19 protein-coding genes and 1 tRNA gene are annotated in these 19,267 nt (G+C 62.0%); 11 read left to right on the forward strand and 9 right to left on the reverse strand.

The window, feature by feature from the left end; genetic code table 11:
* Window positions 1-273 (forward strand): transposase (locus tag GCT19_RS30090; RefSeq protein ID WP_193727467.1); only part of this gene is annotated, 273 nt, incomplete at its 5' end.
* Window positions 274-1,360: 1,087 nt separating this feature from the next.
* Here GCT19_RS30090 and GCT19_RS30095 read toward each other — a convergent pair.
* Together GCT19_RS30095 and GCT19_RS30100 are read right to left on the reverse strand one after the other, a co-directional pair.
* Window positions 1,361-2,575 carry a tyrosine-type recombinase/integrase gene (locus GCT19_RS30095; RefSeq protein ID WP_152853955.1) on the reverse strand — a complete coding sequence of 405 codons (1,215 nt, stop codon included), beginning with the start codon at window positions 2,573-2,575 and terminating at the stop codon, window positions 1,361-1,363.
* Window positions 2,576-2,748: 173 nt separating this feature from the next.
* Window positions 2,749-2,833 (reverse strand) — tRNA-Leu (locus GCT19_RS30100).
* A gap of 143 nt (window positions 2,834-2,976) precedes the next feature.
* Here GCT19_RS30100 and GCT19_RS30105 point away from each other — a divergent pair.
* From GCT19_RS30105 to GCT19_RS30115, 3 genes are all read left to right on the forward strand, one after another.
* Complete coding sequence (locus tag GCT19_RS30105; RefSeq protein WP_321576894.1) at window positions 2,977-3,195, forward strand: hypothetical protein; 219 nt, start codon at window positions 2,977-2,979, stop codon at window positions 3,193-3,195.
* Between the two features lie 518 nt (window positions 3,196-3,713).
* On the forward strand, window positions 3,714-4,439 hold the full coding sequence (locus GCT19_RS30110; protein ID WP_227749353.1) for a cytochrome c oxidase assembly protein: 726 nt from the start codon (window positions 3,714-3,716) through the stop codon (window positions 4,437-4,439).
* Window positions 4,436-4,948, forward strand: a complete 513-nt coding sequence (locus tag GCT19_RS30115) for a CopD family protein (protein WP_018433285.1) — start codon at window positions 4,436-4,438, stop codon at window positions 4,946-4,948. The genes GCT19_RS30110 and GCT19_RS30115 overlap by 4 nt, the downstream gene beginning before the upstream one ends.
* On the opposite strand, the gene GCT19_RS30120 is transcribed toward GCT19_RS30115, so the two are convergent.
* On the reverse strand, window positions 4,912-5,424 hold the full coding sequence (locus tag GCT19_RS30120; protein ID WP_152853956.1) for a DUF2231 domain-containing protein: 513 nt from the start codon (window positions 5,422-5,424) through the stop codon (window positions 4,912-4,914). The two genes, GCT19_RS30115 and GCT19_RS30120, sit on opposite strands and share 37 nt — an antisense overlap.
* Before the next feature lie 51 nt (window positions 5,425-5,475).
* Here GCT19_RS30120 and coxB point away from each other — a divergent pair, with 51 nt between their 5' ends.
* The 5 genes from coxB to GCT19_RS30145 all read left to right on the forward strand — a co-directional run bounded on the left by coxB (window position 5,476) and on the right by GCT19_RS30145 (window position 10,712).
* Window positions 5,476-6,162: a cytochrome c oxidase subunit II gene (gene coxB / locus GCT19_RS30125; RefSeq protein WP_152853957.1), complete on the forward strand. Its 687-nt coding sequence runs from the start codon at window positions 5,476-5,478 to the stop codon at window positions 6,160-6,162.
* Window positions 6,159-8,696, forward strand: coding sequence for a cytochrome c oxidase subunit I (ctaD, locus tag GCT19_RS30130; protein WP_152853958.1), 2,538 nt, complete (start codon window positions 6,159-6,161; stop codon window positions 8,694-8,696). Before coxB ends, ctaD begins: the two co-directional genes overlap by 4 nt.
* A complete protein-coding gene (locus tag GCT19_RS30135) occupies window positions 8,693-9,028 on the forward strand; it encodes a hypothetical protein (RefSeq protein WP_152853959.1) in 336 nt (111 codons plus the stop codon). Before ctaD ends, GCT19_RS30135 begins: the two co-directional genes overlap by 4 nt.
* Before the next feature lie 194 nt (window positions 9,029-9,222).
* On the forward strand, window positions 9,223-9,993 hold the full coding sequence (locus GCT19_RS30140; protein ID WP_018433290.1) for a tetratricopeptide repeat protein: 771 nt from the start codon (window positions 9,223-9,225) through the stop codon (window positions 9,991-9,993).
* A gap of 20 nt (window positions 9,994-10,013) precedes the next feature.
* A complete protein-coding gene (locus tag GCT19_RS30145; RefSeq protein ID WP_152853960.1) occupies window positions 10,014-10,712 on the forward strand; it encodes a hypothetical protein in 699 nt (232 codons plus the stop codon).
* A 233-nt stretch (window positions 10,713-10,945) separates the two neighbouring features.
* Here the strand turns inward: GCT19_RS30145 and GCT19_RS30150 are convergent, their stop codons facing one another.
* Complete coding sequence (locus GCT19_RS30150; protein ID WP_018433292.1) at window positions 10,946-12,301, reverse strand: MFS transporter; 1,356 nt, start codon at window positions 12,299-12,301, stop codon at window positions 10,946-10,948.
* Window positions 12,302-12,607: 306 nt separating this feature from the next.
* Here GCT19_RS30150 and GCT19_RS30155 point away from each other — a divergent pair, with 306 nt between their 5' ends.
* Entirely contained in the window at window positions 12,608-13,672 is a 1,065-nt protein-coding gene (locus GCT19_RS30155) for an extracellular catalytic domain type 2 short-chain-length polyhydroxyalkanoate depolymerase (RefSeq protein ID WP_456299583.1), read from the forward strand.
* A 27-nt stretch (window positions 13,673-13,699) separates the two neighbouring features.
* Here the strand turns inward: GCT19_RS30155 and eutA are convergent, their stop codons facing one another.
* The 5 genes from eutA to ehuA form a co-directional block, all read right to left on the reverse strand.
* The gene (gene eutA, locus GCT19_RS30160) at window positions 13,700-14,473 is read right to left on the reverse strand and encodes an ectoine utilization protein EutA (RefSeq protein WP_018433294.1); all 774 of its coding nucleotides are present in this window, start codon (window positions 14,471-14,473) and stop codon (window positions 13,700-13,702) included.
* A 3-nt stretch (window positions 14,474-14,476) separates the two neighbouring features.
* Window positions 14,477-15,136 carry an ectoine/hydroxyectoine ABC transporter permease subunit EhuD gene (gene ehuD / locus GCT19_RS30165; protein ID WP_018433295.1) on the reverse strand — a complete coding sequence of 220 codons (660 nt, stop codon included), beginning with the start codon at window positions 15,134-15,136 and terminating at the stop codon, window positions 14,477-14,479.
* 4 nt (window positions 15,137-15,140) lie between these two features.
* The gene (gene ehuC, locus GCT19_RS30170) at window positions 15,141-15,800 is read right to left on the reverse strand and encodes an ectoine/hydroxyectoine ABC transporter permease subunit EhuC (RefSeq protein WP_013092595.1); all 660 of its coding nucleotides are present in this window, start codon (window positions 15,798-15,800) and stop codon (window positions 15,141-15,143) included.
* Window positions 15,801-15,874: 74 nt separating this feature from the next.
* Entirely contained in the window at window positions 15,875-16,717 is an 843-nt protein-coding gene (gene ehuB, locus GCT19_RS30175) for an ectoine/hydroxyectoine ABC transporter substrate-binding protein EhuB (protein WP_018433297.1), read from the reverse strand.
* Window positions 16,718-16,800: 83 nt separating this feature from the next.
* On the reverse strand, window positions 16,801-17,703 hold the full coding sequence (ehuA, locus tag GCT19_RS30180) for an ectoine/hydroxyectoine ABC transporter ATP-binding protein EhuA (protein WP_018433298.1): 903 nt from the start codon (window positions 17,701-17,703) through the stop codon (window positions 16,801-16,803).
* Window positions 17,704-18,034: 331 nt separating this feature from the next.
* Here ehuA and doeA point away from each other — a divergent pair, with 331 nt between their 5' ends.
* Window positions 18,035-19,255 (forward strand): ectoine hydrolase DoeA, encoded by a 1,221-nt coding sequence (gene doeA, locus GCT19_RS30185; protein WP_013092598.1) that lies wholly within the window; start codon window positions 18,035-18,037, stop codon window positions 19,253-19,255.
* Window positions 19,256-19,267 lie beyond the last annotated feature (12 nt).

A 19,267-nucleotide genomic window follows, 5' to 3' on the forward strand; every position in this document is an offset into this window, starting at 1 on the left:
AGTGCGATGCTCGAGCAGTGGTGTACCAACGTGATGCGCTCCAAGGTTGAACCGATGAAGGAGGTCGCCCGCATGATACGCAAGCATTTCGACGGCATCGTCGCATGGACCCAGACGCGCCAGACCAACGGCTTTCTGGAAGCACTCAACGGCCTGTTTCAAGCCGCCAAGCGACGCGCTCGTGGCTACGCAAACCTCGAAACTATGCGCACCGTGCTGTTCCTGATCGCCGGCAAGCTCAACTTCGCGTCGATCAATCCGCACGCTGCATAACCCATTCAAATTTCAAAAGAGCCAAATATTTTTTCTGCCTTATCCGGTGTCTCGCCGATGCACGTGGAATTACACGCGTGCGTCGCTCATGGACAGTAGCATCAGTGGCTGCGAATACTGTGTGCCCATCGATTCACGTCGAAAGAAAACCGCAACGCATTTGACGTGACCGAAGAACGAACGCGACGCACCATCGCCTTGCTTCACCATCGCCATACCGTCTCCGCGTCCGGTCACGCAGCTTGTACGGATGTTCACTGCTATGCGACGGAAGATCGAAGGTGCATGCCACTGCTTTGCACCAGGTGGCACTGTCGAACACGTTGGACGTCAACTGCTTGCCGACGAGTTTTCTCCGTGCATCACACCCGAGGCGCACAGCACGCGCAAATAATGCTCAACTCGCCCGCTCCGTTGCATCACGACCTTTAATTGCACAACCAACGGCAGTCACACGGAAGCGCATTTCTGCTGTGCATGGCTGCACAGCGCGCACACCGAAGTCACACCCGGGGCCAAAAACAACATGAAAATCGAGGGATGGCAGGATAGGCTATCGCCGGTTTTGGGCGCCATTAGAGATGTGGTGTTGCGGGAAACTCAGATTAGTCAGACCAGCAAGCGGCCCGCCCAATGCTCCAGTCAGCGCGCAGGTTGGCCAGAGCACATTTCCGTCCCTAGCCGAGTGATCCAAATCGTCGTCAGTCCGCCAGCGGATATTCAGCGAACTCTATAGCCTGACTGAATAGCACTTCACGGGAACTGCGAACGCCATTGCAAAGCGGCTAGTAGCAGAACGTATGGAGCGCGCAGCCGATACCATGCACCACGCCGATCGCATAAGGATTGAATCCGGACTCGGTACGCACGATCGACTGAAGAAGCGTCAGCCGATGTTCCGGTGTACGCGCACGATGGCCGAATCGATCAAAACACGCTTGATCTCGGTTTCGTCGGCCCCGGCGCGGATCACGCGTTCCCACACACCCTTAGCAACGTTACCTGGAACAACGCATATACACGGTATGCCGTCGTCCGAACGCCTTCGGAATACCGCGCGCCACGGGCACATGATACGGATGACTCGCTATGTGCGCGTACCCGCCGCAATTGCGCCGGTCTTCAGCCGTTCAAGATAATCGGCCCACTCCTGCATCATCGTCCGACGTTCTCTAATGAATTTCGTGCGATTGTAGGCAGAGCCCAAGTTATCAGGCACCGCATGCGCGAGCTGATGCTCGATCACCTCTGGTTTATGTTCAAGCTCTTCATGCAGGATCGTTCGTGCCATGGCGCGAAAGCCGTGGCCCGTGATTTCCGTGCGTGTGTCGTACCCCAAGCGGCGCAGCGCCGCGTTGATTGTGACTTCACTCATTGGACGCTTGCGATCGCGCGCGCCCGGGAACACGTATAAACCATTGCCGGTCAACGCCTTGAGTTCCCGCAAGATAGCGACGGCCTGTGCAGCGAGCGGTACAAGATGAGCCGTATCAGTTTTCGTCACCGCATAGCGCCATTCGGCGCGGTCCAGATTTATGTGGCTCCATTCTGCCGTACGAAGCTCGCCAGGCCGGACGAACAGCATCGGAGCAAGTCTGAGCGCGCAGAAAACCGGAAATGTGCCGCTAAAGCCATCGAACGCGCGCAGCATTTCACCTACTTTGTCCGGTTCAATGATCGACGCGAAGTGGGTTGTTTGCGCGGGTGGAATAGCCCCAACAAGATCGCGGGCTGGGTCCGACTTGCAGAAGTTCTCTTTGATCGCATATCGAAAGACTCGGCTAATTTCTCCGCGCAAGCGATGGGCGGTATAGCGCGCGCCGCGGCTATCGACGCGTTTCAGAGTCTCAAGAATCTCTGGGGCATCAATCTCGGAAATGGGACGTTTGCCGAGCCACGGGAACGCATCGTTCTTAAAACGCGCGAGCGTGTTCTCATGCTGGCGAGGTTCTACGTAGGATTTACGTTCTTGCATCCATGCCAATGCAATCGCTTCAAACGTATTGCCTGCTGCGAGTCGGGCTGCACGCTTATCAGCCCTTTTTACCGCACTTGGGTCCATGCCCGCAGCTAGTCTCGTACGGACCTCGTCGCGCTTCTTCCGTGCCGCAGCCAATGACACATCCGGATAAACGCCGAGAGCGAGTGTTTTGTCCTTGCCCGCGAACCGGTAATTCATACGCCAGTATTTGGCGCCAGACTTGTCCAGCTGGAGGTACATGCGACCACCATCGGACAACCGATTGCCGGCGCCCTCTGGGTTGTAACGTGCGGTCCGCACCTGTGTGTCGGTGAGCGGCATGGTGGTATCTCCTGCAGTACCACAGCAGAAATTCAGCCGATACCACCAAAAATACCACCAATTGCGCTGGCTGTCCCAGCACTTCACCGCACAATGCAGGAAACAAAAAAACCCGCGAAGCCTTGTGCTGTCGCGGGTTTCCGTATTTCTCCGGAACTTGCCGGAATATACTTTGGTGCCCAGGGCGGGATTTGAACCCACACGCCTTTCGGCGCTACCCCCTCAAGATAGTGCGTCTACCAATTTCGCCACCTGGGCAGAGGGGCGCCATTGTATCAGCTAAAATTTTTTTTTGAAGCCCCTCGCGTGATTTTGTTCGGCGGCTGAGATACCGGTCGAAGAAACGATGAGGCGTCCACGCACTATCGCTCTCCGGCGGCCGATTCAAGAGCAGCGATCTGCTGCCGATTCGCGATGACCGTTCCACCGAAGTCATTTTCTATGGATCGCGCGGCGGCCCGCTTTCGTCGCGCGCACAGGAAGCGGCTCAAAAACTCTTCGCCGCCACCGATGCATTGCTTCCACCCACTTCGTCAAATCTGTTCGGCGAGCGGTGTATCGCCGATACGGACCTCGCATTGATCGTCAATAGAACTGGCAACGACCAGCAACATATCTGAATAGAGACGCATTAAAAGATGCAGTAAAAGCGAATATTACATTCTCGTTTTCTCAGACCGTCGCTTCTCCGTCAGTGCCCGATTTCGCGCCCGCTCTCTTTGCTGCCTCACGCGTAGGATGCTGACAACAATCAGCGCGATTGCAAGCACCGACAATTCGATAATTGCGGGAATTCGAATGGGATCATGAAACATGGCGGGCCTCCGTCACATGATTTCATCATAGTATGCCGGGTAAGCCGCGCCTGAAGTATTGCGCCGCACCATCGCAGTCTTATCGCCGCCATTACATCAGCCTTTATTCTGCCGGCAAAAAAGCGCGAGTGACAAAATGAAAACATTCTGTCACGCAAAAACTTTCATGATTCGGATAGCCGTCCCTAAACAGATTATTTGCGCTAGAGTACACAAGCGATCAGTTGGATCGTGAGCCGTCCCGACAATTCAAAGGTGCTATCTGTCACGCTATTGCTCTCGTGTACTAAAGAGGCACCTGGACTCGTTGAAGACATCGCGCCATGCCATATTTTCCAGTCGCTTACTGTGGTCCCGCGGCTGTCCCTGAAAGCTTGTGGTTGCGCTGGAATACGGACCCGCCATTGCTGGTCGCGCTCGCGGCGCTCGCATGGGTCGTGGCGAGCGGCCGCACGGCGAGTCCACGGGCGGGATGGGGCGCCGTCGCGCTGATTGCCGTCGTGTTCGTGTCGCCGCTCTGCGCGTTGTCCTCTGCATTGTTCTCCGCGCGCGTCACTCATCACGTCATTCTGATCGCTGCAGTGGCTCCCCTGCTCGCCCTTGCGTTTCCGCTGACGCGCCTCGCACATCCGCCGCTCGTGCCGGTGGTCGCAGCGCATGCGGTGATCATCTGGCTGTGGCATGCGCCCGGGCCCTATGGGTGGGGACTCGCGACGCTGCCCGGCTACTGGCTGATGCAGATCACTTTGCTTGGCAGTTCATGGCTCATGTGGCGCAGCATCTTCTCGCCGTCGCTGCCGACCGGCCCCGCGCTAATGGCGCTCGTCGCGACGATCGGCCATATGGGTTTGCTCGGCGCGTTGATCGTGTTCGCGCCGGTGCCGCTCTACGTCGCGCACTTCGCGACCACCGCCGCGTGGGGGCTCACTCCGCTCGCCGACCAGCAACTCGCCGGACTGTTGATGTGGGTACTGGCGATGATCCCTTATCTCGCGGCAGGACTTTCGCTCGTCTGGTCGAGCCTGCGCGGCAGAGAGCCCGCGCTGTGACGACCCTTCTGAAGTTCATTCATCTGGCCGCGATCGCGATCTGGTCGGGCGGTTTGCTCGTGCTGCCGTATCTGTTCTGGCAGCGTCGCGGGCTGGCGGCCGGCACCGAGCTCGACCGTCTTCACCGCATCACGCGTCTCGTGTTCGTCGAACTGACTTCGCCCGCCGCTTTCGTCGCGATTGCGAGCGGCACCGCGCTGATTTTTCTGCAGGCCACGTTCGTCGAATGGTTCACGGCGAAGATGGTGTTCGTCGGCATCATGGCGATGCTGCACGTGCTGGCCGGCCTCGTACTGCACGATCTGTATCTGCCCGATGGCCGCTTCAGCCGTGCCTCGGCGATCGCGCTGACCATCGCTTATCTGATTGTGATCGTCGCGATCATCTGGATCGTGCTGGCCAAGCCCCACATCGACTCGAATCTGCTGGCCCCGCATCTGTTCGAACCCGGCGGACTTGGCCGCTGGCTGCATCACTCCTTCGGCGAAACGAGAATCCCCACGCCATGATCGAACACGAGCTTGCCTCCATGCCAGCCGGCGAAGCCCGTCATCACCGAGCTGAGCACCGACAGCACGAGCCCATGCGGCAGGATCTCATCGGGGTAATAGAGGCGCCCACCCCAGTTCGCTCCCGCGAGCGCGACGAGCGTCATCGCGGCGACCGCATGCGACCAGCTCGCTTCCTTCAGGCGGATGCCGCGCACCAGCAGCAGTTCGGCGGTACCTACCACGCTCGCGGCCACGCCGCTCCAGAATGCAAAGCCGGCGGCCCACAAGCCGGCGCGAATCCAGAACGGGTCGCCCGTCCACCAGTAGATCACGTCGACGCCCAACGTCGCGACGACGAACGCGATCGGGAAATGCACCATCATCACGTGAATCGGATGACCGACGAGCGCCACCGCCGAGCCCTTGTCGAGCCGCAACAGCTCGAGCATCACTTCACTTCGCGTCTCGCTTCCAGCATTGCCCTTGTTTGCCATGGTGGTGTGCCCTCGCATCGAACGCCCGGTGGTGCAAACCATCATAGCTGCTTGCGTCTGGCGGTCCAAGCCGGATCGCTCGCCGCGTTGTCCGGCTGCACCGGGCCGTTGTCGACGCTCGAGCCATCGGGTCCGGCCGCCGCATCGATCGCCGGGCTGTGGTGGGTGATGCTCGCGGGCGCGGCGATCCTGTTCGCGATGGTGCTCGTGCTGTTTCTGCTGACGGTGTTCCGGCCCGGCTGGGGCTCGCATCTGTCGCCCGCGCGCTGGATCGTGTTCGGTGGCCTCGTGCTGCCTGCGGTGATCCTGATTCCGTTGATCTGCTACGCACTGTACGCGGGCGAGTTGCTGCTGCCGCTCCGCGCGCATGCGCCCGCACGCATCGAGGCGATCGCGCAGCAATGGCGCTGGACCTTCCGCTATCCGGAACTCGGCAACGTCGAAACCGACAACGTGCTGCATCTGCCGGCGCGCACGCCAGTCGACATCTCCGTGACCAGCATGGACGTCGTGCACGCGTTCTGGATTCCGCGCTTCGCGGGCAAGATCGACGCCGTGCCGGGCCACCAGAACCTGCTGCGCATCGAGGCCGACGTGCCCGGCCAGTACGCCGGACAATGCAACGAGTTTTGCGGCATCGGTCATGCGGGGATGCGCTTCACCGTGATCGTCGATCGTCCGGAAGATTTCCCGGCTGCCGTCAAAAGTGCCGCCGCCAACGGGGAGGTGAAGAAATGAGTGTGCCCGTCGAGCCGCCATCACAGGGCATCACCGCGTTGCGACTGCATCGCCAGCTTGCCGCGATCTGGCGCACCGGGCCGGGCGTGCAGAAGCTCGCCGCGGTCAACCATACGATCCTCGGCATGCGCATGATGATCACGTCGTTCGTGTTCTTCGCGATCGCCGGGATTCTCGGCATGCTCACGCGCGTACAACTCGCCACGCCGCATGCGGCCTTCATGGACGTCGAGACCTATAACCAGGTCTTCACGATGCATGGATCGATGATGCTGTTCCTGTTCGCGATTCCGATGGTAGAAAGCTTCGCGGTCTATCTGACGCCGAAGATTCTCGGCACGCGCGACTTCGCGTTTCCGCGCCTGACCGCTTACGGCTATTGGTGCTATCTGTTCGGCGGCACGATCCTGACCGTGTCGCTGATTCTGCGCAGCGCGCCCGACGGCGGCTGGTTCATGTACACGCCGCTCAGCTCCAACGTGTACACGCCCGGACTGAACGCCGACGTCTGGCTGCTCGGCATCACGTTCGTCGAGATTTCGGCGCTGTCGCTCGCGATGGAAATCGTCGTGTCGATCCTGAAGATGCGCGCGCCGGGCATGTCGCTCGATCGCATGCCGATCTTCGCGTGGTACATCCTCGTTACCGCGATGATGATGATTGTCGCGTTTCCGCCGCTGATTCTCGGCTCGATCCTGCTCGAGGTGGAGCGCGCGTTCAACCTGCCGTTCTTCGATCCGACGCGCGGCGGCGATCCGCTGCTGTGGCAGCACCTTTTCTGGCTGTTCGGCCACCCCGACGTGTACATCATCTTCCTGCCGATGGCCGGCGTGCTGTCGACGATGATCCCCGTGTTCGCACGACGCCGCCTGATCGGCTACCGCGCGATCGTCGTCGCGATCATCGCGCTCGCGTTCCTGAGCTTCGGCATCTGGGTGCACCACATGTTCACGGTGGGCATTCCGCATCTGGCGCTCGCGTTCTTCTCGGCGGGCTCGGCGATCGTGGCGGTGCCCACCGCGATCCAGTTCTTCGCGTGGCTCGCCACGCTGTCGCACGGCCGCCCGCGCTGGGATGTGCCGATGCTGTACATCTTCGGCTTCTTCTTCGTGTTCACGTGCGGCGGGCTGACCGGCGTGATGCTCGCGATCGTGCCGTTCGACTGGCAAGCACACGACACCTACTTCGTCGTCGCGCACATGCACTACGTGGTGGCCGGCGCGCTCGCGTTTCCGATGCTCGCCGCGTTCTATTACTGGCTGCCGCTGCTGACCGGGCGCACCGCCGTGCATAAGCTTTCCGTGCCGGCGTTCTGGCTCGTGTTCATCGGCTTCAACATGACGTTCTTCATGATGCACTTGACCGGCCTGCTCGGCATGCCCCGGCGAGTCTTCACGTACAGCGGCGACGAAGGCTGGAACTGGCTCAATCTGCTGTCGTCGGTGGGCAGCTTCGTGATGACGATCGGCTTTGCGCTCGTCGTGATCGACATCATCGTGCAATTGCGTTTCGGCCAACGCGTGCGGCGTAACCCGTGGCAATCGACCACGCTCGAATGGGCGATGCCGATTCCGCCCGCGCCGTACGCATTCGCGTCGATCCCGCACATCGACGCCGAAACCGAAAAGGTGCCACCGGGCCAGCTCGCGACCTCGCTCGCACGCGGCGAAGGTTACCTCGGCTTCACGCGCAACGGCTGGCAGGAGGCTCTAGGTGTGCATATGACCTCGGGCGAGCCCGAACAGCTGATCGTGTTGCCGAACTCGACGTATCTGCCGCTCGTCACCGCACTCGTGACCGCCGCGGCGGTGCTCGCGATGCTGTTCAAGTTTTATCTGCTGTCGGTCGCATTCGCGTTCGTGACGTTCGGCCTCTTCATCTACGCAGGTCAGAGCGCCGGCCACGCGCGCGATTACGGCGCGCTGCCGGTCGGCCGCGGCGTCAGCGTGCCGCCGCATACCGAGGTCGCCGGCGCGCCGTCATGGATTTCGATGATCTGTGCGTTGGTCGCGGACGGCACGCTGTTCACGTCGCTGGTCTTCGGCACGTTCTATCTGTGGATCGCCGCGCCGAACTGGCCGGCCGCGGTCGCGCCGCATCCGAACCGTCTGCTGGCGCTCGTCGTAGTCGTCGCGCTCGCGGTGGCCGCGGCCGCCACGCGTGGCTCGTTGCGCGCGGCCGCCGCCGAGCGCAAACCGCACGGCGCGATCGGGCTTTCCGCGATCGCGCTGATCGTCGCGCTCGGCGCCTCCGTGATGCTGATCGACGGCGTGACCCCGAATCCGCGCGAGCATGCGCTCGGCGCGACGGCCGCGGCGCTGCTCACGTATATCGCCGTTCACGCGGGCGTCGGGCTGCTGTTCCTGATCAGCAACGTGCTGCGTGTCGGCGCGGGCTTCGTTTCCGCGCGACGCCTGACCGATCTGCGCCTCACGCGCCTGTGGGTCGATTACACGCTGACGACGGGTGTCATCGCGCTCGGACTCGTGCTCGCGCTGCCGAGCCTCGTCGCCATGCTGGGAGCCCGACCATGAATGCGCGTCCGCTTTCGCCACGGCGGTTGTGGTGGCTCGCCGTCGGCTTCACGATCTGGTGTCTCGCGTTCGTGATCCTGTATGCGCTGCATGCGATCGGCTGCGCGTTCGCGTGGCCGGCCGGCCCGCTGCGCGTGAGTCTCGCGATCATTCTGCTGCTGCATTTAGTCGCACTCGGCTGGCTATGGCGCTATCGCGCCGCGACCCGCGACCCCGGACCCGAACTTATCAGTTCGTTCATGCATACCGTCGTCGTCTGGACTCTGATCGCGGCGCTGGTCGCGACCCTGATCACATTCGGGCCCGCGCTGCTGCTCACCACCTGCGTCTGAACGTGGACTGAAGAGCCCGATGGCGGCCGCGGAACCCGGTATGGACAGGCACCGATGCAGTCCGCTCGTGCTACTGTACGGCGGCAAGACCTGGGACTCGTTGACGCTCGGCGAACTGAAGGTGCCGCGCATCCGCTACCATTCCGAGCGCTACAGTTTCGTCGCTTTTCCTCATGCTCGAAGGTTGACTCGATATGCCCTACTTCTTTGGAATTGGTCTTCACGTTTTTATTGCGATCTTCTTCGCCATCCACGCGATGCGCAATAACCAGGGCATCTACTGGCTATTCATTCTGTTTGCCTTTCCGCTGCTCGGCAGCGTCGTGTACTTCTTCGCGATCTATCTGCCGGGTCTGCGCCATACGCGCGGCGCGCGAGTGGCCACGCAGGCGATCACGCAATTCGTCGATCCGAATCGCGCGCTGCGTGAAGCACGCGCCGCTTTCGAGCGCTCGCCGACCGTGCAGCATCGGATGCGGCTCGGCGAAGCCTTGCTCGCGGCCGGCAATCCGCGTGAAGCACTCGAACATTTTCAGGCCGCGGCGAATGGACCCTTTGCGAACGATCCCGCGCTACTGATAGGTCTCGCGCGCTCGCAGTTCGCGCTCGGCAACTACACGGCCGCCGATACGACGTTGGCGAATCTGTTCTCGATCAATCCGCACGCGCGCAATCAGGGCGAGCCGGCGCTGCTGTACGCGCGCACGCTGGCCGCGCTGAACGCGCCGGGCGCGCGCGCGGCATTCGAACACTCGCTGACCTGCGCAACCGACGTCGCGGCGCGCTGCCTGTTCGCCGACTGGCTCGCCGCGCAACCGGAAGACGCGGACCGCCGCCGCGCCGGCGCCCTCTATGCGGAAATCGTGCAGGATGCCAAGCATTGGCCGCGTCACGCGCGCGAACACAATCGCGAGTGGCTGCAGCGGGCGCAGGCCGCGTTGGCGGCTGGCGCGGCTCGAACGTGAGCATGCCGAGGAGAACATCGATGCAACGCGCAACCCGGTCTTTCGCTTTGGCGCTATATGCCGCGATTGCGGCGATGGCTTTCGGTAGCGGCGGGGCCTCGACCTCCGCGCAGGCCGCTGGCACGCAGAAGCCGTTCAAATGGCCCGCGTCGTTCGTCGTGCTCGGCGATGGTTATCCGCACTCGGGCGATGTCTGCCGGCGGCTCGGCGAGTCGGCCGCGACCGCGAACTATTTGGACCATATGGCGATGCTGGTCGGCTGCCCTGGTCCGCGCGACGGCGCCGCCGTACGCGCGATCGTCGGGCATCAGCGGCGCGCGCGCGTGGTCGGCGAAGCGGACGGCGTGACGCTGATTTCCATATCGACGGAAAGCGCTCAGACCAGCTCGCCGAATGGTCACGCGCCCGTGAAGGAATCCCCGATCGCCGCGAGCGGCACGCTGCCTTGCGAGCGCGGCAACGGACAGACCAGAACGATGTGCAAGTTCGGCGTCGTGCATCACGGCGATCGATCCACAACGGTCGTGGTCTACTGGCCCGACGGCACGACGCGGGCGATTTTCTTCGGCGTCAACGGCCGTGTGATGGGCACGGCGGCGTCCGCGAACGATCAGCCGATGCCCGGCGATACGCTGACGCGCAAACATGCCGGCATCAATCTGATTTCAGTCGGCAATGAACGCTATGAAATCGAAGACAGGGTTCTGTCCGGTGGTTGAATTGCGTTGAAGCACATCGGCGCAGTTGACGCCTCCCGCGCTCGAAGGCAGTTCGCCGAGCCGATTCCATTCGACGATACGCGTTCGAGTCGTAAGGCGGCGTTCGCGGATACGTCGCGGCAGAAATATGAACGGCTGAAGTCGAGGCTCGCGGAAAGCCGGTTGAAGTAAGCGTCCAATCAAACACGCGTGGCCAAACCGCATCGATACGCGACCGGCCACGCTAGCCGACTTCAACCGACCACTTCCTGCTTCCCCGGAATGCCCTGCCCGCGCAACGAACACCCGCGCGTTTCAGGCACGAAGACCAGCGCAATCGCACCAACGACGCACGCTGCCATCATGTAATAAGCGGGCACCAGCGCATTGCCCGTATGCGCGACCAGCCATTCGTTAGCCATCGGCGCCGTGCCGCCGAAAATCGACGTCGACACGTTATACGCAATCGCCATCCCCGCGTAACGGACCTGGGTCGGGAACATTGCGGGGAACATCGCCGAGATGCTCGCGAGTTGCGGCACGTACAACAGCCCGAGCACCGCAAAGCCGATGAAGGCACCGGTCACGCTGAGCTTCATCAGCAGGAACATCGGAATCGCCGCGACGAACAGGCCGATCAGCGAAAACCACCACACGTTCTTGCGGCCGACGCGATCCGAGAACGTGCCCGCAAACGGCAGAAACACCATCATCGCGAGCATGCCGATCAGCGGTACGAGCAGGGACATGTTGTCGCTCATGCCAAGCTGCTTCTGCATGAACGTCGGCATATAGGCGAGCAGCACGTAGTTGACGACATTCAAAGCAACCACGAGTCCGCCGAGCTGGATCAGCGGCTTCCAGTAGTCGCTCAGCAATGCCTTCAGCGTGACGCAGCTATGCTGCTCCTTGTGCATCGTTTCTTCGAGCTCGCGAAAGACCGGCGTGTCTTCGAGCTTGGAGCGCAGATAGAAACCGATCAGGCCGAGCGGTGCCGCAATCAGAAACGGCAAACGCCATCCCCATGCATGCATCGCCGTGTTGCCGAGCGCGACCGAGCAACCGAGCATCAGAAACGCGCCGAGCGAGAATCCCGACAGCGTCGCGAATTCGAGGAAGCTGCCGCAAAAGCCGCGCTTCTTGTCGGGCGCGTATTCGGCCATGAAAGTCGCCGCGCCGCCATATTCGCCGCCCGTCGAAAAGCCCTGAATCATTCGCAGCACAACGAGGATCGTCGGCGCCCACCAGCCAATGCTTGCGTAAGTCGGCACGAGTCCGACCAGCAGCGTCGCGACCGACATCAGGATGATCGTCAACGCCAGCACGTGCTTGCGGCCGAGGCGATCGCCGAGCGGCCCCCAGAACAGGCCGCCTAACGGACGCACGAGAAACGAAATGGCGAACGTCGCGAGTGCGAATAACGTAGCCTGCGAAGTGCTGCCGGGGAACAGCGCGGCCGATATGTAGCTGAGGCCATAGGCGTAGATACCGTAGTCGAACCACTCGGTTGCGTTGCCGAGCGCCGATGCGGCGATCGCGCGTCGCAGCAAGCTGCGCGCTTGCGCTTGCGGTTGCGCGCTCTGCGCGGTCCATGAATGTGCGTAATGCATGTCTCCTCCTGGGATGTCTCTATGCGACACAGGCAACGTCGCCCGAATCCAAGATACCGGCGACACGCTTCTGCAACGATGTTCTAGGACGATGCAGGCATCGGGGTTTTCCATAAAGCCGGCAACCGATGCGGTAATCCGTACGCGTGCGTCTGCGACGCGTCGCGCGCGATCGGGAAAAACAACACGATTTGGGTGCACCGCACGCTGTAAAATTTCAAGCCGTCGTCCGTTCTACCGATAAGCATTCGAGTGCGAGGCCAACCGGTGAAAGCAGCGCTCTGCATATGTGTCACCGCTTTGTCGATGCTGTCGGCAGACTGTTGCGCCGAAGCAGCCAGCTACCCGCCATTGCCGGCGCTCAACATCGATATCTCGCAGACCTCCGTCTCCGGCCTCTCGGCCGGAGGGTACATGGCAGTGCAACTGGCTGTCGCGTACTCGTCGATCATCAAGGGCGTGGGCGTCGTTGCGGCCGGTCCGTACTATTGCTCGCGAAACAGCCTTCTGATCGCCACGACCCGATGCTCATGCACGATCCGACCCGCGAGCGCCTGCCGGGTCTCGCCCGACAGTACCAATGTGCCGCGGCTCGTCTCGATGGCCAGGATGTTTTCGGCCAATCGCCTGATCGACGATGTCGCCAGAATCCCGGGCCAACGCATCGTCACGATCTCGGGGGCGAAAGATGCGACCGTGCCTACGCCCATCGTCGCTCAGTTGCAGGCGTTCTATGCGGCACTCGGCGTGCCGGCACGGAACATGACTCAAACCGGCATCGCCGATGCGGGCCACACGATGCCCACCATCGACTATGGCGTGGCCTGCGCAAAAAGCGAATCGCCCTTCATCGGCAAGTGCAATGTCGATGGCGCAAAGCAGATACTGGGCTGGATCTACGGACCTGCTCCGCTCGCCCCGCCTGCCGCGGCAACGCCACCGGGGCGCTTCATCCGCTTCGATCAGAGCCGTTATCTACCGGCCAGCCGGCTAGCGAGCTTTTTGCGGACGACGGGCATGGATACCAGCGGATGGCTGTATGTACCGAGCACATGCGATTCGGGTGCACCGTGCCGGCTGCACATTGCGCTGCACGGCTGCCGGCAGGGACAGGCGTATGTCCCGCCCGACTCATCGACTGGTCTCCCCTACGGCACCACGTTCGTCCGGCACGCCGGCTATACGCAGTGGGCGGACAACAACCGGATCGTCGTGCTATATCCGCAAGCGGTATCGATTCCAGCAATCAACCCGAACGGATGCTGGGACTGGTGGGGATATACCGGCCGACATTTCGCCGATCGGCAAGGCGTTCAGATGCGCGCGATCCGCAACATGATCGGGCAGTTGACGTCGGGCGCAAGCCATTGAATGGCTGAAAGCCCAACGTCATTCGTATCAGCGCATCAGCAACGGCAGCGTCATCAAACGCCCCTGTTCCGGCCTCGGCTCGTTCTCGCCGCACAGCCGCAAACACATCCATGCGGTCGCGAGATTGCTGCTGACCACCGGCTTGCCGGTGGCCTCTTCGATTCGCGCGATGATCCGCGCGGCTCGCACGGCGGTGCACGAGATAAACAGCGCATCGGAGTCCCGCGCCGTCGCCTCGCGCGCAAAGGCTACGATATCGTCGTGCGAAATCCGTGCCATCTCCCGGTCGTCGGTCAGACCCAGGGATGAGAAGCGATCTATCGCGAAGCCTTGCGCGGCAAAGTACTCGGCCATCGGCCGACTCGTTTCGGCGGTGTACGGCGTCAGCACGCTGATACGCCGCGCGCCGAGCGTGTTCAGCGCAGTGACTGCGGCAGCCGTTGGAGTGACCACTCTGGCCGATGGCTTCGCCGCATGAATAGCGCGCTCGATCTGCGCATCCCCGATCATCACGGATGCCGACGTGCACGAATACATCACGACGTCGAGCGTTTCGTCGGGCAATATCAGTGCAGCACCGGCGGTCAGTGACGGTTGCATCGCGCGCAGATTGTCGGGCGTGACAGGGTTCGCATACGGCACGCGATTCACGTAAATGCCGATACGCTCGTTCGCAACGAGTGCCGCGAAATCCGGCTCGGTGGTGTGATCGGTCGCGAGAATCACGAGGCCGATACGTTTGTCGAAAGCGCGTTCGATCAGATGCGGCGCGCGCTCGAACTGCCGAATAGTTATTTGCATCGTTCAATGCCCGGGAGCCGGAAAACGCTTCTCAAGGAGGCGCACACAGGCCACCGCGATCAGGCTGATGATCAGGAACAGCACGCCGACCAGCGTCATCGGCTCCAGATAGCGGTAGTCCGTATTCGCGATGATCTTCGCCTGATTCATCAATTCGAGTACCGTGATCGCCGATAGCAATGGCGTTTCCTTGAACATCGAGATCAGGTAATTGGCGAGCGCGGGCACCATCGGCGGCACCGCTTCGGGCAGGATCACGTGCTGCCAGGTTTGCGCGGGGCTCAGATTGCAGGCCTTCGCGGCTTCCCATTGCCCGCGCGGAATGCTTTCGATGCCCGCGCGATAAACCTCGGCCGCATACGTCGCGTAATGCACACCGATTGCGAGCACCCCGGCCGCGAGCGCGGGCATCCTGATGCCGATGTCGGGCAGCACGTAAAACACGAAATACAACTGCACGAGCAGCGGTGTGCCACGAATAAAACCCGCAACCGCCGACGTGCCGTGCGACACCACGCGATTCGGCGCCAGCCGCAAAATGGCAATCACCATGCCGACCACGGCCGCCACCACCGCGCCGAGCAATGTAGCGAGCACCGTGATCTCCAAGCCTTGCAGCAGGATTGGCAGAATCTCGCGCACGAAGCTCCAGTCCCATTCCATTCGTCTATCTCCTGATGCGGTCGAGACCGAAGCTCATCCGGCTTTCCAGTTTGCGCATACCGAACGAGATCAGACAGGCCATGCCGAAGTACAGCGCGAGAATCGTCGCGAACGGGATCAACGTATTGCCGGTTTGCGAGCGCACCACTTGCGCCTGGAAGGTCATGTCGCCGAGTGATATCAGCGACACGACGGCCGTGCCCTTCAGCAGCTCGATCGCGTTGTTGCCGAAGGTGGGCAGCATCAGCGGCAAGGCCTGGGGCAGGATCACGTGCCGCATGCGCTGATAGCGGGAAAGATTCAACGCGATGCAGGCGCTGCGCTGTTCGTGGCCGATCGCGGCGACCGCGCCCCGCACCACTTCAGCGCCATACGCGCCGACGTTCAAACCGAGCGCGAGCACGCCGGCCTGCAGCGGCGTCAGCGTGAGGCCGGCCATCGGCAACACGAAGTACGCCCAGAACAGCTGCACGAATATCGACGTGCCCCGAAAGAACTCGATATACGACGTGGCCAACGCGCGCACCACGAAGAAGCGCGACAGACGCCCGAGCCCCGCGACGAACGCCATTACGAGCGCGAGTACCGCGCCCATCAGCGTCAGTTCGACGGTTGTCCGCGCCCCCTGCAAAATCAGCTCCAAATAACCGGACCAGTGGTTCATCGACGCACCTCGCGCGCAATATATCGGGGGCCATGCGCGCGACCGTGCCGCGCGCATGGCGTGCTATCGCGGCCTCAGTTCTTCGCCGCGCACAGTTGTTCGCGGCTCGCCGACATCGCCGCCTTCGCCGAGAAGCCATAGGGCTCGACGATCTTGGCGAACTCGCCGGAATCCTTCATCTTCTTCAGCTCGACATCGAACGCATCGCGCAGCGCGGTGTCCTGCTTGCGGAACGCGACGCCGTCGCATTGCACCGGCGTGTTCTGCACCGGCGCGATCGAATCGAGGTTCGGGTCTTTCGCCTTTGAAAGCAGATCGGTGATCGAAAGAAGCGGCAACGCGAATACATCGATGCGGCCGTCCTGCAGCATCTTCAGACCGCTTTGCCCGTCCGGCACGATGACCACGCGGTCGGTCGGAATATTCGCGGCGGTCGCGAGCTTCTGCTCGGTCGTGCCGCCTTCCACACCGATCACCGCTTTCGGATCTTTCGCGATTTCCTCGTAGCTCTTGATGCCCTTCGTGTTGCCCTTCTTGACCGCGAACGCTTCAACCGCGCACAGCACCGGCTGCGAATAGGCGACGGCGGCGCAACGCTGCGGCGTCATAAAGAGCCCCGCCGCAATCGCGTCATGCCGCCCGGCCGCGAGGCCCGGAATCATCGCGCCATACTCGGAGACCGACGCGACCACGTCGTTGACGCCCAGCTTCTTGAACCCCGCGCGCGCGACATCGGGCGCCGCGCCCGTCACTTTGCCGTCGGCGCCGACTGCGGTGAACGGCGGTTCGTTCGCGATCGCGATGCGAGCGAAACCTTGCTGGCGCATCTGCGTGAGCTTATCGTCGGCGGCGTATGCGAGGCTCGCGAGCGTCAGCAGCGACAACCCTCCTGCAATCAGAATCCCCTTCAGCTTCATGATCTCTGGCTCCTATGGCGTAGTGGTATGACGTAGTAGTGGGTGATGTATAGCGTCGGAAAAACAACCTCTTGCGGCCCGCCTCAGATTCGATGACCCGCGGCGAGGATCTTGCGCAGGAAGGTCTGGGTTCGCTCGTGGGTCGGATGCGTGAAGATGTCCTCGGGCTTGCCTTCCTCGACGATCCTGCCGCGATCGAAGAACAGCACGCGGTCCGCAAAGTCGTGCGCGAAGCCCATTTCATGCGTGACGAGCAGCATCGTCATATCGGTTTCGCGCGCGAGCCGCTGCATCACGTTCAGGACTTCTTCAACGAGTTCAGGATCGAGCGCGGACGTTACTTCATCGAACAGCATGATTCGCGGCGCGAGCGCGAGCGCCCGCGCGATCGCCACGCGCTGCTTCTGCCCGCCCGACAGTTGCGCGGGACGGCTCTTCGCCTTATCGGCCATGCCGACCATGTCGAGCAGTTCCAGCGCGCGCTTCTCCGCCGACTCGCGGCTCTCGCCCTTGGTCAGCATCGGCGCGAGCGTCACGTTGTCGAGCACGCTCTTGTGCGGAAACAGATTGAAGTGCTGAAACACCATGCCGATCTTCTCGCGCATCTTTTGCAGGTGCCGTTCATTCGCGGGCACCATCTGACCGCCGCGCGGCATATGAAACAGTTGTTCGCCGTCGACCTCGATATGGCCGCCGTCGATCGTCTCGAGCGTCATCAGGATGCGCAGGATCGTCGTCTTGCCCGATCCCGACGGACCGATCAGAGCCAGCTTCTCGCCGGGCATCACATCGAGCGATAGTTCGTCGAGCACGGTCAGCGCGCCGTATCGTTTCGTGATCCGGTCGAGTCGGATCAATGGCTTGTTCGCCGGGCCTTCGTCGCGGCGCGCCCGAGTGCTTGCAGGCGCGGCCGTGCGCTCGGAGGAAAGACTTGCCGGGGCGATGCCTGAAGCGCTCAATAGATCGGTAACTCGCGCAGTGTTCATATCGATTCGATCCCGTTCGTCGTACGTGACTTGAGTCAATGGAATGCGGCTGCGGCGCCGGAAACGCCGGTAATGCGAACCAGAATACGCAGCCATATTTGCAAACCACATTGCTCTAGAACAATTCTTTTTTCCGCACGGGCAAAGGCAGGCGAAGGGTGCACTGCAACAAGCACACCGCATCCGTCGATAACGTCACCAACATTGAACTAGCACATTCGGCGGCGTTTTTTCGCGGCATTAGACTGCGGCGAGAAATACCCGTGGCGCCGCATTCACGTGCACCGCGCGCCACTTCCCGCAACGACGTCACGCTCAGAGAGAGGGGAAGATGTCAGATACGACGCAACAGGAATCGCGAATTGAGGTGCCCGTCGTGCGCCTGCCGTTCGAACGCGACGAATACGCCGCGCGTCTTGCCAAGACGCGCAAGGCCATGCAGGCGGCCGGCATCGAGCTATTGATCGTGTCGGACCCGACCAATATGGCCTGGCTCACCGGCTACGACGGCTGGTCGTTTTACGTGCATCAGTGCGTGCTGCTCGCGCTCGATGGCGAGCCGGTCTGGTTCGGCCGCGGTCAGGACGCGAATGGTGCAAAACGCACCGTCTTCATGCAGCACGATCAGATCGTCGGCTATCCGGATCACTACGTGCAATCCACCGCGCGTCATCCGATGGACTATCTCGCGCGCGACGTGATCGCGGCGCGCGGTTGGGCCAACGCGAAGATCGGCGTCGAAATGGATAACTACTATTTCAGCGCCGCCGCTTATCGCTCGCTCGTCGCGCATCTGCCGGACGCGAAATGGCAGGACGCGACCGGTCTCGTCAACTGGCAGCGCGCGGTCAAATCGCTACGCGAGATCGAGTACATGCGCGTGGCCGCGCGCATCGTCGAGAAGATGCACGCGCATATCGTCGAGCGAATCGAGCCGGGCATGCGCAAGAACGACCTCGTCGCGGAGATCTACTCGGCAGGCATTACCGGCATCGACGGACATGGCGGCGACTATCCGGCGATCGTGCCGCTGCTGCCGACCGGCGCCGACGCCGCCGCGCCGCATCTGACCTGGGACGACACGCCGTTCGCGAAGGACGCCGGCACGTTCTTCGAAATCGCCGGCTGCTTCAAGCGCTATCACTGCCCGCAGTCGCGCACCGTGTATCTGGGCAAGCCGCCGAAGCATTTCATCGAGGGCGAGCGCGCGGTCGTCGAAGGGATCGAGGCGGGACTTGCCGCGGCGAAACCGGGCAATACCTGCGAGGACATCGCCAATGCGTTCTTCGCGGTGCTGCATAAATACGGCATCGAGAAGAACAGCCGCTGTGGGTATCCGATCGGCGCGAGCTATCCGCCGGACTGGGGCGAGCGCACGATGAGTCTGCGTCCTGGGGACAAGACCGTCCTCGAACCCGGCATGACGTTCCACTTCATGCCGGGCCTGTGGCTCGACGACTGGGGCCTCGAAATCACCGAGAGCATCCTGATCACCAAGACCGGTGTCGAGACCTTCTGCCGCACGCCACGCAAGCTGTTCGTCAAACCGTAAGCGCACGGGCGT

The sequence above is a fragment of the Paraburkholderia atlantica genome (assembly GCF_009362785.1).
In the GTDB taxonomy this organism is placed as follows: Bacteria; Pseudomonadota; Gammaproteobacteria; order Burkholderiales; family Burkholderiaceae; genus Paraburkholderia; species Paraburkholderia atlantica.

Bases quoted from the DNA above. Each gene is read 5' to 3' on its own strand.
- GCT19_RS30095 (WP_152853955.1), bottom strand. From the start codon at position 2,575: ATGCCGCTCACCGACACACAGGTGCGGACCGCACGTTACAACCCAGAG.
- GCT19_RS30110 (WP_227749353.1), top strand. From the start codon at position 3,714: ATGCCATATTTTCCAGTCGCTTACTGTGGTCCCGCGGCTGTCCCTGAA.
- GCT19_RS30120 (WP_152853956.1), bottom strand. From the start codon at position 5,424: ATGGCAAACAAGGGCAATGCTGGAAGCGAGACGCGAAGTGAAGTGATG.
- ctaD (WP_152853958.1), top strand. From the start codon at position 6,159: ATGAGTGTGCCCGTCGAGCCGCCATCACAGGGCATCACCGCGTTGCGA.
- GCT19_RS30135 (WP_152853959.1), top strand. From the start codon at position 8,693: ATGAATGCGCGTCCGCTTTCGCCACGGCGGTTGTGGTGGCTCGCCGTC.
- GCT19_RS30140 (WP_018433290.1), top strand. From the start codon at position 9,223: ATGCCCTACTTCTTTGGAATTGGTCTTCACGTTTTTATTGCGATCTTC.
- GCT19_RS30145 (WP_152853960.1), top strand. From the start codon at position 10,014: ATGCAACGCGCAACCCGGTCTTTCGCTTTGGCGCTATATGCCGCGATT.
- GCT19_RS30150 (WP_018433292.1), bottom strand. From the start codon at position 12,301: ATGCATTACGCACATTCATGGACCGCGCAGAGCGCGCAACCGCAAGCG.
- GCT19_RS30155 (WP_456299583.1), top strand. From the start codon at position 12,608: ATGCTGTCGGCAGACTGTTGCGCCGAAGCAGCCAGCTACCCGCCATTG.
- eutA (WP_018433294.1), bottom strand. From the start codon at position 14,473: ATGCAAATAACTATTCGGCAGTTCGAGCGCGCGCCGCATCTGATCGAA.
- ehuD (WP_018433295.1), bottom strand. From the start codon at position 15,136: ATGGAATGGGACTGGAGCTTCGTGCGCGAGATTCTGCCAATCCTGCTG.
- ehuC (WP_013092595.1), bottom strand. From the start codon at position 15,800: ATGAACCACTGGTCCGGTTATTTGGAGCTGATTTTGCAGGGGGCGCGG.
- ehuB (WP_018433297.1), bottom strand. From the start codon at position 16,717: ATGAAGCTGAAGGGGATTCTGATTGCAGGAGGGTTGTCGCTGCTGACG.
- ehuA (WP_018433298.1), bottom strand. From the start codon at position 17,703: ATGAACACTGCGCGAGTTACCGATCTATTGAGCGCTTCAGGCATCGCC.
- doeA (WP_013092598.1), top strand. From the start codon at position 18,035: ATGTCAGATACGACGCAACAGGAATCGCGAATTGAGGTGCCCGTCGTG.